The sequence below is a fragment of the Nonomuraea fastidiosa genome (assembly GCF_042751225.1).
Classification (GTDB): domain Bacteria; phylum Actinomycetota; class Actinomycetes; order Streptosporangiales; family Streptosporangiaceae; genus Nonomuraea; species Nonomuraea fastidiosa.
Genome location: NZ_CP170570.1, coordinates 8,848,506 through 8,862,747, shown reverse-complemented (window position 1 = coordinate 8,862,747; position 14,242 = coordinate 8,848,506). Strand labels below are relative to the sequence as shown.

The 14,242-nt window shown below is 72.4% G+C and carries 11 protein-coding genes and 1 pseudogene; 7 read left to right on the top strand and 5 right to left on the bottom strand.

Translation table 11 applies throughout. The features are described 5' to 3' along the window. Window positions 1-75: 75 nt before the first annotated feature. Window positions 76-936, bottom strand: a complete 861-nt coding sequence (locus ACFMQL_RS40875) for a RecB family exonuclease (protein WP_364065414.1) — start codon at window positions 934-936, stop codon at window positions 76-78. A 153-nt stretch (window positions 937-1,089) separates the two neighbouring features. Between ACFMQL_RS40875 and ACFMQL_RS40870 the strand changes: the two genes are divergently transcribed. Continuing rightward, window positions 1,090-2,184 (top strand): site-2 protease family protein, encoded by a 1,095-nt coding sequence (locus ACFMQL_RS40870; RefSeq protein WP_364065411.1) that lies wholly within the window; start codon window positions 1,090-1,092, stop codon window positions 2,182-2,184. A gap of 165 nt (window positions 2,185-2,349) precedes the next feature. Here ACFMQL_RS40870 and ACFMQL_RS40865 read toward each other — a convergent pair whose 3' ends face one another. Beyond that, window positions 2,350-3,438, bottom strand: a complete 1,089-nt coding sequence (locus ACFMQL_RS40865; protein WP_378790070.1) for a hypothetical protein — start codon at window positions 3,436-3,438, stop codon at window positions 2,350-2,352. Between ACFMQL_RS40865 and ACFMQL_RS40860 the strand changes: the two genes are divergently transcribed. Next, window positions 3,425-4,024 carry an FHA domain-containing protein gene (locus tag ACFMQL_RS40860; RefSeq protein WP_378790069.1) on the top strand — a complete coding sequence of 200 codons (600 nt, stop codon included), beginning with the start codon at window positions 3,425-3,427 and terminating at the stop codon, window positions 4,022-4,024. The genes ACFMQL_RS40865 and ACFMQL_RS40860 overlap by 14 nt on opposite strands. 585 nt (window positions 4,025-4,609) lie before the next feature. Here the strand turns inward: ACFMQL_RS40860 and ACFMQL_RS40855 are convergent. From ACFMQL_RS40855 to ACFMQL_RS40845, 3 genes are all read right to left on the bottom strand, one after another. Further along, window positions 4,610-5,272, bottom strand: coding sequence for a sugar nucleotide-binding protein (locus ACFMQL_RS40855; RefSeq protein ID WP_378790068.1), 663 nt, complete (start codon window positions 5,270-5,272; stop codon window positions 4,610-4,612). Window positions 5,273-5,991: 719 nt separating this feature from the next. Continuing rightward, window positions 5,992-6,495: a hypothetical protein gene (locus ACFMQL_RS40850; protein WP_364065403.1), complete on the bottom strand. Its 504-nt coding sequence runs from the start codon at window positions 6,493-6,495 to the stop codon at window positions 5,992-5,994. A 273-nt stretch (window positions 6,496-6,768) separates the two neighbouring features. Beyond that, window positions 6,769-7,860 carry a GNAT family N-acetyltransferase gene (locus ACFMQL_RS40845; RefSeq protein WP_378790067.1) on the bottom strand — a complete coding sequence of 364 codons (1,092 nt, stop codon included), beginning with the start codon at window positions 7,858-7,860 and terminating at the stop codon, window positions 6,769-6,771. A 55-nt stretch (window positions 7,861-7,915) separates the two neighbouring features. Here ACFMQL_RS40845 and ACFMQL_RS40840 point away from each other — a divergent pair, with 55 nt between their 5' ends. From ACFMQL_RS40840 to ACFMQL_RS40820, 5 genes and pseudogenes are all read left to right on the top strand, one after another. Beyond that, entirely contained in the window at window positions 7,916-8,767 is an 852-nt protein-coding gene (locus ACFMQL_RS40840; RefSeq protein WP_364065398.1) for a tRNA (adenine-N1)-methyltransferase, read from the top strand. A 204-nt stretch (window positions 8,768-8,971) separates the two neighbouring features. After that, window positions 8,972-10,735 carry a proteasome ATPase gene (gene arc / locus ACFMQL_RS40835; RefSeq protein WP_364065395.1) on the top strand — a complete coding sequence of 588 codons (1,764 nt, stop codon included), beginning with the start codon at window positions 8,972-8,974 and terminating at the stop codon, window positions 10,733-10,735. A 150-nt stretch (window positions 10,736-10,885) separates the two neighbouring features. Next, the gene (hypF, locus tag ACFMQL_RS40830; protein ID WP_364065392.1) at window positions 10,886-13,144 is read left to right on the top strand and encodes a carbamoyltransferase HypF; all 2,259 of its coding nucleotides are present in this window, start codon (window positions 10,886-10,888) and stop codon (window positions 13,142-13,144) included. Window position 13,145: 1 nt separating this feature from the next. Next, window positions 13,146-13,619 (top strand): annotated as a pseudogene (locus tag ACFMQL_RS40825) (pyridoxal-phosphate dependent enzyme); the annotation flags it as partial. Between the two features lie 32 nt (window positions 13,620-13,651). Then, window positions 13,652-14,182: a pyridoxal-phosphate dependent enzyme gene (locus ACFMQL_RS40820; protein WP_378790066.1), complete on the top strand. Its 531-nt coding sequence runs from the start codon at window positions 13,652-13,654 to the stop codon at window positions 14,180-14,182. The last annotated feature ends 60 nt before the right edge of the window (window positions 14,183-14,242 follow it).

Below are 14,242 nucleotides of genomic sequence, written 5' to 3'. Positions count from 1 at the left end.
GGTGAGAGCCCGCAACCTCCTACCTCGGGAGGATTGCACCGTCATCCGGGCCGGTGCGGCGGGGCCGGCGCTCGGTCAGAGCTCGTCGGTCGCCGACCGCCGGGTGCTGCGCACGGTGTCGCCGGGCTGCCGGTCGGGCACCGGGGGAGGGGTGCCGCCGAACTCCGGGCACAGCGCCTGATGGTCGCACCAGTCGCACAGCCGGCTGCGGCGCGCCCGCCACTCGCCGGTCTCCAGCGCCCGCTCGATCGCCGCCCACAGCGCCGTCACCTTGCGCTCGGTGGCCAGCAGGTCGGCCTCGTCGGGCGCGTACCGCAGCACCTCGCCCTGACCGCCCAGATAGACCAGCTGCAGCAGCCGCGGCACCTGGCCGCGCAGCCGCCACAGCACCAGCGCGTAGAACTTCATCTGGAACAGCGCCTTGGCCTCGAACTCCGGGCCCGGCGCGCTGCCCGTCTTGTAGTCGACCACCCGGATCTCGCCGGTCGGCGCCACGTCGAGCCGGTCGACGTAGCCCCGCAGCATCAGCCCGCCGTCGAGCACCGCCTCCACGTACAGCTCCCGCTCGGCCGGCTCCAGCCGCGTCGGGTCCTCCAGCGTGAAGTAGCGCTCCAGCATGCCGCGCGCCTGCGCCAGCCACTCCGCCTGCTCCGCCTCGTCGGCGAACATCTCGGCGTATTGAGGCTCCTCATCCAGCAGCCGCCGCCACTGCGGCTCCAGCAGCTCCAGCGCCGCCTGAACCGAACGCCGCGGCGCGGGAAGGTCGTACAGACGCTCCAGCACCGCGTGGACCACCGTGCCGCGCACCGCCGCCTGCGACGGCTTCTCGGGGAGCTGATCGATCACCCGGAAGCGATAGAGCAGGGGGCAGGTCATGAAATCGCCCGCCCGGGACGGGGAGAGAGCTCCGATGATCACCGGCTCGGTCAAGGTCATGCACCGCACTCTAGGTCAAGACGCCGACAGAATAACCTTCGCGCAACGAGGATCACGTGATCCGGCGCGTAGCATCAAGGCAGCAACAGCACGTTTGGGACGAGGAGTGCGGTGAGCGAGCAGAGGCCGCGACAGGAGTTCTCCGGTCTACGCATGGGCAGACCCTTCGGCATTCCGGTGTACGTCTCCTGGACCTGGTTCCTGGTGGCGGGCTTCATCACCATGATGTTCGGCCCGCAGATGCGGCAGATGCTGCCGCAGCTCGACGAGTTCGCCGCCTACGGCGTCGCCTTCCTCTTCGCGGTCCTGCTGTACGTCTCGGTGCTGCTGCACGAGCTGGCGCACAGCGTGCTCGCCAAGGCGTACGGGCTGCCGGTGCGCCGCATCACGCTCTACCTCCTCGGCGGCGTCTCCGAGATCGAGAAGGAGCCGCCCACGCCCGGCAAGGAGTTCATGGTGGCCGCCGCGGGCCCCATGCTCTCGCTCGGGCTGGCCGGGCTCGGCCTGCTCGCCGACGTCTTCCTGATCAACGGCGGCGGCATTCTTGAGGTGCTCACCTGGCAGCTGTGGTTCGCCAACCTCATCGTCGGCGTCTTCAACCTGCTGCCCGGGCTGCCGCTCGACGGCGGCAGGATGCTGCGCGCCGGCGTGTGGAAGGTGGCGGGCAGCCCCGGCTCCGGCACCGTCGTGGCCGCCTGGGGCGGGCGGGTGCTGGCCGTGCTGCTCATCGCCTTCCCCCTGGTGACCGCGCTGACCAGCGAGCGCGAGTTCGACCCCGTCGACCTGCTGTGGCCGATGGTGCTCGCCTCGTTCATCTGGATGGGCGCCACCCAGTCGCTGCGCGTCGCCAAGATCAAGGAGAGGATTCCGCAGGTCAACGCCCGTACGCTGGCGCGCAGGGCGATCCCCGTCACCGCCGAGACGCCGCTGTCGGAGGCGCTGCGCCAGGCCGCCGAGGCGCGCGCCGGCGCGCTGGTCGTGGTCGATCACGAGGGCAAGCCGCTGGCGATCGTGAGCGAGGCCGCCGTCCAGGCCACCCCGGAGCACCGCCGCCCCTGGGTGAACGTCGCCTCGCTGGCCAAGACGCTCGAACCCACCATGATCTTGAACGCCGACCTGGCGGGCGAGGCCCTCATCGAGGCCATGCGCGACGCCCCGGGCAGCGAGTACCTGCTGGTCGAGCGCACCGGAGAGATCTACGGCGTGCTCGCCACGTCCGATGTGAACAGGGTTTTCATCGGCGTCTGATATGTCCCACTCGTTTAACCGGCTGCCCATGGATAGGGTCGTGCCCAGCAGTTTCGCACCGGCTCACCGCCGGTCCCCGTGCGATTACTGCGATGTGACGACTGGCCGATAGTGTTCTGTTTGGCCAAACTTGCACAGTTAAGAGGTTTGTTGCGGCCCACCGGTTCATCGAATCGAGACGACGGGGCCGCGACACGGCCTCTGCGTCTGGGTATGCGTATGGCTGGTGGCCAGCACGGCAGTGCGGGGTGCCGTAACATCGCCGGCTTCCGGGGAGGAGAGTTGAGTGACCGAGCGCAGCGAGGGCACCAATGAGCGCAGCACGGTCGTCTTGAGGGAGGACGCATGACCGACCATGGATTCGGAGTGGTGCGTCCGCTTCCTGGAAACGGGCTCGTCGCCTACATGGGCGGGCTGCTGCTGGTGTGCGACTCGGGAGAATCCGCCGCCGACGCGCTGATCGAAGCGCTTCGCGAGACCGCCGAGTCCGGCGGCGACGGCCGCGCGCTGGCGCGCCGCGCCGCGCAGGTCCTGGCGGCCGACATGGCGGGCGACCCCGCCACCTGCGCGGTCGCGGGACCGGTCGGCGACGGCGTCGCCGTCCTCGTCAGCGGATCCGCATCCGCCACCGTCACCACCCAGGCAGGCGAGACGCGCCTGGCCGGCAGCGACAGCCTGACCTGGGCCGACCGCCTCGTCAACGGCCCGGTCGAGCGCGTCGAGCTCAGCCTGCCCGGCGCGGGCGGTCCTCACCCCGCCGTCCGCTTCGACGGCGGTGTCGTCCACGGCGGCGGCATCATCGGCGACCTCACCGACCAGCCGCGGCAGGCCGCCCCGGCCAGGATGCTGACCAGCGAGATGCCCGCCACCGGCCTCCACATGGAGCCCGACCTCATTCAGCCGCCCGCCCAGCCGCCCGCCCAGCAGCCGGCCGAGCAGCCCCAGCCGCAGCCTGCCGAGCAGCGGCCCCCCTACCCGCTGGCCGACCAGCCGCCGGTCACGCCCGGCCCGCCGTCGGGCCCGCAGCCCGCGCCCGCCGAGCAGCCCCCGTTCCAGCCCGAGCCCGCCTACCAGCAGCAGGACTCCGGCTACCAGCAGGAGCAGCCGGCCTACCTCACGCCGCCCGAGCCGCCTTTCCAGCCGGCTGCAGGAGCAGCAGCCGCCCCAGCCCGAGCAGCAGCAGTTCCCCACCTTCGACGAACCGCAGCCCGCCTCGGGCAACGGCTCAGGCGACCACCCGGTGCCCCAGCCCATGGGCCCGCCCGACCACTTCGACCAGCCGGCGCCGCCCGTGCTGGGCACCCCCGACCCCTACGACCAGCCCGGCCAGCCTCCGCAGCAGCAGGAGCAGCCCGAGCACGGCGACCGGCCCATGGTCTACGGCGTCGACTGCAAGAACGACCACTTCAACGACCCGCGCTCGCCCTACTGCGCGGTCTGCGGCATCGCCCTCGTGCAGCGCACGCTCGTCCCCTATAAGGGCCCGCGCCCCTCGCTCGGCGTCCTCATCCTCGACGACGGCACCACGCTGCCCCTCGAGACCGACTACCTGCTCGGCCGCGACCCCGAGCGCGCGCCCGAGGTGGCCGGCGGCAGCGCCAGGCCCGCCAAGGTGACCAGCCCCGACGGCTCGGTCTCCCGGCGCCACCTGCGCGTCGCCCTCGACGGCTGGGACGTCAACCTGGTGGACCTGGGCTCCGTCAACGGCACCCAGATCCAGCCGCCCGGCGACCCCAACTTCTACGACATCCCGCCGAACGAGCCCGTTACCATCGCCCCCGGCACCACCGTGCGGGTGGGCGTCTCCCGGACGCTCCGCTTCGAGGCGCACCGGGGCTAGCTCTCGTCGCGAACGCCCGCGTCCAGCGCACTGAGCGCTGAACGCCCGCGTCCAGCGCACTGAGCGCCGGACGCGGGCGTCCGCGCTCTGCACGGGGTCTTAGGTTTGCGCAGGGCACGAGGTCACCCGGCGTCGCCCGGCGCATCGAACGTCGCCCTTCGGCCGCGGAGGGACGTGAGGCGGCTCTTCGAGCAGCAAGATCGAGCAGGCCCGCACCCGCGCGGCACACGGACGCCCACGCCCGCGGGGCCGCCGCGCTGATCTTGAATGGTCTCGGGGGTGGCCGGCGCGGACGCCCACGTCCGCGGGGCCGCCGCTGCAGACCCGGCACCCCGTGACGCGCCGCACCCTCGAATGTGTGCGGTGTGCAGGGTCCCGCTCTCCGGGAAGACCGCACGGACGCTCGCGCCCCGTGACACGAAATCCAGGGCTTTCGCCGGCGGCATCTGCGACGGACCGGACGCCGGTTAGCGGAGGCCGGAGCGTCGTGCTGCGGATGAGAGGAGCGGGCGGTGTGCCCGGCACCCGGCCATGAGGGCATCCCCCAGGCCCTGTGCACGTGCCTGGGCGGGCGATGGCGACGGGTCAGGAGTGGCCGGGGGCCAGGAACTCGGAGGCGGGGCGGAGGCGGGTGTGGAGCCTGCGGCGGGTCGCCGAGCAGTCCAGGCGGACCTCCAGCGGCCCGCGCACTCCGCCGGCGGCGCGTAGCCCCGGGCGCAGGCGCTTCTCGTCGAGGCCGTCCCTGCGGGCGATGAGCAGGCCCAGCTCGTAGCGGCTCAGAGCCTGGTCCCCGGCCGCGTGGTGCACGCCGGGCAGGCCCCGCTCGGCGATCTCCAGCAGCGCCGCCGCCAGGTCCGAGACGTGGACGGGACACCGTACGTCGTCCGTGAACAGCACGCCCGTGGCCGAGCCGGTCGCCAGCGAGCGTACGAAGGCCTCGTGCGCCGAGGCGCCGTGACCGACGATCAGGGACGTCCTGACGATCGCCGCCCCGGGCACCAGGGCCCGCACGGCCGTCTCGGCCGCCGCCTTGGCCGCCCCGTACGGGTTGACCGGGTCGGGCAGGCACGTCTCGTCGTAGGAGGGCGCGTCGCCCGAGAAGACGGCGTCACTGGAGACGTGCACCAAGCGGCCACCCGAGGCGGCGACGGCGGCCGCCACGTTCGCCGCGCCGTCCGCCGTGGTCGCCCAGTCGCCCGACCGGTACGCCACATTGATCGTCACATCGGGACGGAAGCCACCGATCACGGCCGGCACAGCCGCCCGCGACCGCACGTCCAGCCGAAACCACTCACACGTCCCGCATCCGCTTGCCGCTCCCGGCGCCGGGCTCGGCCCACCGGCCACGGTCGTCGGGCTCGGCCGCGTCCGCAGGTCAGGCCCGAGCCGCTCACCCGGCGCAGGTCCGCCTGCCGCTGCCGCTCCCGGCGCCGGGCTCGGCCCGCCGGTCACCGGGCGCCCGTCCGCCGTGACCGGCTCTGGGCCCGGGCCGTCGCTTCCCGGGCGTACGTCCTGCGCGGGCCCGTTCGTGCGGGGCGTGCCGGGGCCGGGTGGCGATGAGAAGCGGGTCGCGGCCACCGTGTGGCCCTGGGCGGCGCAGAGCCGTACCAGCTCGCCGCCGAGAAGACCGCTGCCACCCACGATGAGCACCCTCATGGACGGCCACGCTACAGCCGCTCAAGTGCCCAGCAGGCTCTCGGGGCGGCGCGCGTCCCTCCGGCGGAGCCGTGCCCTTGCGAGGGGCGGGCCGGGAGGGCCGGATCCCCGGGCGCGGACGGGGATCCGGCGGTCGCGGGGGGAGGGAAGAATCGGCCGCCGAATTCCGCGCTCCCGGCAATTCACATGTATCTGCGTGCCCGGTAGAAATCGAAGATCTTTCGTCGGCTGAATGCGATTGACGACTGCTTTTCCGGGGAACGGCCGTCCGCATCCGGTGATCCGGCCTGTCCCCAAGAGCGCCGCCGGGATCAGCGCGGAGACGGCCGGAAGGCCCGTACGCCGCGTAACAGCCGCACCGCCGCCTCCATCCCGCTGGCCGCCTCCAGAGCCCTCCCGGCGGCGGTGGCGTACCGGCTCAGCAGGTGCTCGTCCGCGTCGGAGAACTCCCGTCCCGCGACCCACACGAAGGCGTGATCGCACGCCGACGCCGGCACGGACGCGGCCAGGAAACCGGGCTCGCCCACCGACCGGTCCGCAGAGAGCCGGAGGGCCGCCGCCGAGACGGCCAGCTCCTTCAGCACCCCCGACTCGTGCAGCCACGGCCGCAGGCGCAGCGGATCGCCGGGCGGGCCGTGCACGTGGACGCAGCACGCCTCCTCCCGCAGCGGGTCCACGCGGACGAACCCGGCGTACGCGGCGCCCGCGACCGCGGCGGCGGCGCGCGCCAGCCGATCGATCAGGTCGGTGAGCTCCACGCCGGAGAACACGGTGATGAGCTCACGCACGGCGATATCGACACGGTTGTATGGCATCGCGGTGCTCCCTCGAGGCGGGGAGTGGGCGAGATCGCGCAGCCCGTTCGCGAAACTCGCCCGCGGGGTTCCCTGACTATCGCCCTCGATGCGGCACTTGGCCAGCCCTCAAGAGGAAATCGGGATTTTTGCCCGCTCTTAACGCCTTTCCTGCCGCAACTGCACCATACGTCCCCAAAACGGAAAGGCCCTCAGGCCGCCCCGGCCTCGCCGCTATCCCTCCGGCCGGCTCCGAACTCCTCTTCCGGCCCCTGGGAGGGCAGGCAAGACCCCTCAGGAGGAGCGCAGGACCGCCCAGTGCACGTCGTCGCCCCGCGTGCCGTCCGGGCGCGGCAGCAGCTCCCGGTGCAGCCCCTCCCGCTGGAACCCGGCACGTTCCAGCACCGCCTGCGAGGCGAGGTTGCCGGCGTCGGTCCCGGCCACGATCCGGTGCAGCGGCGTGGCGGCGAACGCCCAGTCCACCAGCAGCCGTACGGCCCGTGTCATGAACCCGCGCCCGCGGAAGCCCGGCAGCAGCGAGTAGCCGATCATCGCCTGTCCCAAAGGAGGCGCGACCTCCATGAGCTGCAGATGCCCCGCGAAGGCGTCGGAGGCGGCGTCCCTGATCGCCAGCTCGATGCGCTGCCCCGACACCCACCAGTAGCCGGTGTAGCGGCAGCGCCGCTCGTCGTCCTCCAGCGACCGGGGCGGGCTCACCGAGTACGCGGCCACGCTCGGCTCGGCCATCATCCGGTGGAAGTCGCCCGCGTCCTCGACGGTCAGCGGCGCGAGCCGCACCACGCCGTCGCTCAGCTCGCCGCCGGGGAAGAACGGCAGGTACGGCTCCGTGCGCGCGCCCGCCTCGCCCCGGAGCCTGGCGAACGTCACCAGGTCGGCCCAGCGGCCGTCGCGCAGCCGCACGGCGTCGCGCCGCCGCCCCTCCTCGACGAACCCGGCACGGCAGGCCGCCAGCAGCGCCGCGACGTTCTCCACCTCGGCCTGCAGCTCGACCCTGCGCACCCCGCGGTCGAACAGCCAGTCGGTCACCGCCCGCGCCGCCGTCGCCGCCACGCCCTCACCGCGCGCCCACGGCGCCACCAGGAAGCCCAGCTCGGCCGTCTCCCAGTGGTCGGGCGGGCTCACCCAGACGGCGCCCGCGTACCGGCCGTCGCGCGTGATCGCGAAGGCGGCGCCGCCGTCCTCCCAGCGCATCGCCGCCCGCTTGATCTCCTCGCGGGCCTCCTCCACCGAGTACGGCCACGGCAGCCCCGGCAGGAACCGCGCGGTGACCGCGTCGCCGCAGGCCTCGGCGATCGCGGGCGCGTCCGCCTCCACGGGAGGACGCAGGATCAGCGGGCCGGCGGAGATCACATCGCGAGGGAGCATCCCCCATAGATATCGTGCGTCCTGACGCCCCCGAAAGCCCTATAACCTTGCCGCCATGGGTTTCCGCAGGCATGGGCCTTTCCAGGTGGGGGATCAGGTGCAGCTCACCGACCCCAAGAACAAGCGCCACACGATCACGCTCAAAGAGGACGGCGTCTTCCACACGCACAAGGGCGCCATCCCGCACAGCGATCTGATCGGACAGCCGGAAGGCTCCGTGGTGCGTTCCTCCGGCGGCACCCAATACCTCGCCTTCCGCCACCTGCTGCAGGACTACACGCTCGCCATGCCGCGCGGCGCGGCCGTGATCTACCCCAAGGACGCCTCGATGATCGTCGGCATGGCCGACATCTTCCCCGGCGCCAGGGTCATCGAGGCCGGCGTCGGCTCGGGCGCGCTGACGTGCTTCCTGCTGCGCGCGGTCGGCCCCGAGGGCCGCGTCACCTCGTACGAGCGGCGCGAGGACTTCGCCGGCGTGGCGCGCAAGAACGTCGAGAAGTTCTTCGGCGGCCCCATGGAGGACAACTGGCGCCTGGTGGTGGGCGACCTGGCGGACTCCATCGACGAGGCCGACGTCGACCGCGTCATCCTCGACATGCTCGCCCCGTGGGAGTGCCTCGACGCCGCCGCCAAGGCGCTCACGCCGGGCGGCGTGATCTGCTGCTACGTCGCCACGACCACGCAGATGTCCAAAGTGGTCGAGGCCATTCGCGATCACGGGTGTTTCACCGAGCCGCATGCGTGGGAGACCCTGGTTCGCGACTGGCACGTCGAAGGACTCGCCGTACGACCCGATCACCGCATGATCGGACACACCGGGTTCCTCGTCACCGCCCGCCGCATGGCCGACGGCGTGACCCCGCCGCCGCGCCGCCGCCGACCGAAGGGGACGACCGAGGAACTATGACAATTTGGCCACGAGGGTGCGCCGGTGCGTGACACGGGAACAGATCGCCGTGTTCCTATGCTGGGAGTATTAAACGCCCTATTGGGGATTATTCACCGAATACTGATTGTCACTCTACGAACACTGCCCGGCCAGGTTACGGAGGGGCCCGAGATAGGTAAGGTCCTAAGTAGTCGCCCTCGACTGGGAAGGAGGTGACGGGGCGTGGCAGCTCGCGATGATGCTGAGGCTCGAGCCGCGCAGCGCGAACGGGAGGTCGCTGATCTTTCAACACAGGTCTCCTTCCTCCAAGAGGAGATCGCCGCGCTGAGGCGGAAGCTGGCCGAGTCACCCCGTCAGGCCAGGGTCCTCGAAGAGCGTCTCCATGAGGCACAGGCGAATCTCGCGGCCGTGACAGGCCAGAACGAGCGCCTGGTCGCCACACTCAAGGAGGCCCGGGACCAGATCGTCGCTCTCAAGGAGGAGGTCGACCGGCTGGCGCAGCCGCCATCCGGCTTCGGCACCTTCCTCGAGGCCAGAGAAGACGGCACGATCGAGGTGTTCACCGGGGGCCGCAAGCTCCGGGTGAACGTCAGCCCGTCCGTCGACATCAGCCAGCTGCGGCGTGGCCAGGAGGTCATGCTCAACGAGGCGCTCAACGTGGTCGAAGCACTCGGCTACGAAGAGGTCGGCGAGATCGTGATGCTCAAAGAACTGCTCGACGAGGGCAAGCGGGCCCTGGTCATCTCGCACGCCGACGAAGAGCGCGTCGTGCGGCTGGCCGACTCGCTCATCGGCCAGCCCATCAGGGCCGGCGACTCGCTCCTGCTGGAGCCTCGCTCGGGTTACGTCTACGAGCGCATACCCAAGTCCGAAGTCGAAGAGCTCGTGCTCGAAGAGGTCCCCGACATCTCCTACGAGGAGATCGGCGGCCTCGGCCGGCAGATCGAGCAGATCAGGGACGCCATCGAGCTGCCCTACCTGCACTCCGAGCTGTTCCGCGAGCACAAGCTCCGTCCCCCGAAGGGCGTGCTGCTGTACGGCCCGCCCGGATGCGGCAAGACGCTCATCGCCAAGGCCGTCGCCAACTCCCTGGCCAAGCAGGTCGCGGAGAAGACCGGCCAGTCCGGCAAGAGCTTCTTCCTCAACATCAAGGGCCCGGAGCTGCTCAACAAGTACGTCGGCGAGACCGAGCGGCACATCCGCCTGGTCTTCCAGCGGGCACGTGAGAAGGCCTCAGAGGGCACCCCGGTGATCGTGTTCTTCGACGAGATGGACTCGATCTTCCGCACCCGAGGCTCCGGCGTGTCGTCCGACGTCGAGAACACCATCGTTCCCCAGTTGCTGTCGGAGATCGACGGCGTCGAGGGCCTGGAGAACGTCATCGTCATCGGCGCGTCCAACCGCGAGGACATGATCGACCCGGCGATCCTGCGGCCCGGCCGCCTGGACGTCAAGATCAAGATCGAGCGGCCGGACGCCGAGGCCGCCAAGGACATCTTCTCGAAGTACCTCGTCCCCGACCTGCCGCTGCACCCCGACGACCTGGCCGAGCACGGCGGTTCCCGCGAGGCCACCATCCAGGGGATGATCCAGAGCGTCGTCGAGCGCATGTACGCCGAGAGCGAGGAGAACCGCTTCCTCGAGGTGACCTACGCCAACGGCGACAAGGAAGTCCTCTACTTCAAGGACTTCAACTCCGGCGCGATGATCCAGAACATCGTCGACCGGGGCAAGAAGATGGCCATCAAGCAGTACCTCGAGACCGGCCAGAAGGGCCTGCGCGTGCAGCACCTGCTCACGGCCTGCGTGGACGAATTCTCCGAGAACGAGGACCTGCCCAACACCACCAACCCCGACGACTGGGCCCGCATCTCCGGCAAGAAGGGCGAGCGGATCGTCTACATCCGCACGCTGGTCTCCGGCAAGCAGGGCACCGAAGCCGGCCGGTCCATCGACACCGTCGCCAACACCGGCCAGTACCTGTAGAAGTCTCCAGACGGCAGGGCCGCGCGGACACCACCGCGCGGCCCTGCCGCGTTCCCCTACGTCCCGTAAAGACGTGATGCGTCCCCCGCGCGGCGCGCCGAGGACGCCCGATCACATGCACGGCACCCCCTGCAGGCGCACACTGGCCGTGTGACCACGCTCAAACGCGTCGACGTGCACGTCGAAGGCATCGTCCAAGGAGTGGGCTTCCGCCCCTTCGTGTGCTCGCTGGCCGGCCGCCTCGGCCTGTCCGGCCGGGTCCGCAACGACGTGAACGGTGTGCACATCGAGATCGAGGGCGCCCGTACCGGCGTCGAGGAGTTCCTCACCGCGCTCGAACGCGACGCGCCCGCCCTGTCGGAGATCGAACGGGTCACCGTCGTCAGCGGCGAACCCGCAGGACACCGCGGCTTCACCATCGCCACCGCCGACCCCGGAGCCCTCCGGACCGCCGCCGCGCTCGCCGACCTCGCCCCCTGCGACGACTGCCTGCGCGAGCTGGCCGACCCGGCGAGCCGCCGCCACCGCTACCCCTTCACCGGCTGTGCGAACTGCGGCCCCCGGCTGGGCATCACCCGCGCCCGCCCCCGCAAACGGCCGCACACCACCATGGCCCCCTTCGCCATGTGCGCCGACTGCGCCCGCGAGCACGACGACCCCGACAGCCGCCGCTTCGGCGACCCCGCCACCTGCTGCCCCGCCTGCGGCCCCGCGCTCAAGCTGCGCGACGCCCGCGGCACCGAGCTGTGCGGCGACCCCGTCACCTGCGCCGCCGCGCTGCTGCGCACCGGCCGCGTCATCGCCGTCAAAGGCCCCGGCGGCTACCACCTCGCCTGCGCCGCCGCCTGCGAACCCGCCGTCGCCGCCCTGCGCGGCCGCAAGCACCGCGCCGAGCAGCCGTTCACCGTCATGGCCGCCGGCCTCGCCCAGGCCCGCCGCTGCTGCGAGATCGACGACACCGCCGCGGCCCTCCTCACCGGCCCCGCCAGGCCCGTCGTGCTGCTGCCCCGCCGCCCCGGAGCGCCCGTCGCGCCCTCCGTCGCGCCCGGCCACCGCATCCTCGGCATCGCGCTGCCCGCCACGCCGCTGCACCACCTCCTGCTCGCCGAGCTCGGCGAGCCCCTCGCGCTTACCGGCGGCGACGTCGCGGGAGAGCCCATCGCGTACGAGGACGCCGACGCCCTCACCCGCCTGTCCGGCATCGCCGACGCCTTCCTCACCCACGACCGCGCCATCTGCACCCGCGCCGACGACACCGTCCTGCGCCCCCTCGCCGGCGAGATCACCGTGCTGCGCCGCGGCCGCGGCCACGCCCCCGACCCCATCGCGCTGCGCCGCCCCGCACCCCGCGCCGTCCTCGCCTGCGGCGCCACCATCGACAGCACCTTCTGCCTGCTCGACGGCCGCCGTGCCCACCTGTCCCAGCGCCTCGGCCACCTCGACGACCACGACACCCTGCGCGCCTTCGCCAGTGCCGTCGGCCACTACTGCGACCTGCTCGGCATCCGGCCCGAGATCGTCGCCCACGACGCGCACCCCGGCCACCTCGCCACCCGCCACGCGCTCCAGCTCACCGCCGCGGGCCACGTCGCCGTCCAGCACCACCACGCCCACGTCGCCGCCTGCCTGGCCGACAACGGCGACCTCGGCCCCGTCATCGGCGTCGTGCTCGACGGGATCGGCCACGGCCCCGACGGCACCATCTGGGGCGGCGAGTTCCTGCGCGCCGACCTCACCGGCTACCAGCGCCTGGCCCACCTCGCCCAGGTCCCCATGCCCGGCGGGCCCGCCGCCGCCCGCCGCCCCCTGCGCATGGCCGCCGCCTACCTGGGCGACCACCCCTGCGACCCGGGCCTGCGCGACCGGCTCGCCGGAGCGCTCCAGCAGGCCGGCACCGGCCGCGAGACGCCGCTCACCTCCAGCGCGGGCCACCTGTTCGACGCGCTCGCCGCGCTGCTCGGCCTGCGCGACACCATCACCTACGAGGGGCAGGCCGCCGCCGAGCTCGAACAGCACGCCGATCCGGCCGAAACCGCCGCCTATCCCGCGGCGCTCACCACCGGTGAGGGACCGCTCGTCGTCGAGACCGCCGACCTCGTCCGCGCCGCCGCCGACGACCTCGCCGCCGGCACCGCCACCGCCGCCATCGCCGGCCGCTTCCACAACGGACTCGCCGCCGCCGTCACCCGCACCTGCGTCGCGCTCAGGCAGGCCACCGGGCTCACCGCCGTCGCACTCACCGGCGCGCTCTTCCAGAACGCGCTGCTCCTCGACCGCACCCTTCAGCGGCTGCGCGCGGCCGGGTTCCGCGTCCTGCGGCACGTCCGCGTGCCGCCGGGAGACGGCGGGCTCAGCCTCGGCCAGGCCGCCGTCGCCGCCGCCCGAGACCACCCGGCCGCCCCCGCCTAGCATGGCGATCATGGAATTCGCCAACCCCGCCCGCGCCCCGTACACCGCGCACGACCGCGCGCTCATCGGGGCCGGGCACGCCCGGCAGGCCCGCGCCCGCATCGCCCGCCACCCCCGCTACCGGCCCACACCCCTGCGCGCCATCCCCGGCCTCGCCGGCACCCTCGCCGCCGACATCAAGGACGAGAGCGGACGGATGGGGCTCGGCAGCTTCAAAGCGCTCGGCGGCGCGTACGCGGTGCACCTGCTCGCCGAGCGCGAACCCGGCGGCGCCCCGTTCGTCTGCGCCAGCGCCGGCAACCACGGCATCTCCGTCGCCTCCGGCGCCGCCGAAGCAGGCGTCCCCTGCGTCGCCCACCTCAGCGAGAGCGTGCCCGAGACGTTCGCTGACCGGCTGCGCGGCCTCGGCGCCGAGGTGCGCCGCAGCGGCCGTGACTACGACGACAGCATGGCCGCCGCCCGCCGGGACGCCGAGCGGCACGGCCTGCGGCTGGTGTCCGACAGCTCATGGCCGGCTACACCGAGATCCCCCTGGAGGTCATGCGCGGCTACAGCGTGCTCTTCGACGAGGCCGCCGACGCCGGCGGGCCGTACACGCACGTGTTCGTCCAGGCCGGCGTGGGCGGGCTGGCCGCCGCCGCGGCCGGATACGTACGCGACCGGTGGGGCGAGCAGCCCAAGATCGTCGTCGTCGAGCCCGAGAGCGCGGCCTGCCTGCTCGAAAGCGCCCGCGCGGGCGAACCCGTCCGGCTGCCCCCAAGCCGCACCGCGCTCGGGCGGCTCGACTGCCGCGAACCCTCGCTCATCGCCCACCACCTCCTGCGCACCCTCGCCGACCTCTACATCACCGTCACCGACGAGCAGGCCGAACAGGCCGCACGACTGCTCGCCGGCCACGGCGTCCACCTGTCCGGCTGCGGCGCCGCGGGAGCCGCCGGTCTGCTCCATCTCAGCTCTGCCGCCCGCGCCGCGCTCGCCCTCGACGGCACGTCACGCGTGTTGCTGGTGGGAACAGAGGGACGGATGGAACCAGAGTGATCAATGTGACGTCCAAGGGGCGTGCACGCACCCAATCGGTCACGACACGCACGGGGGAAC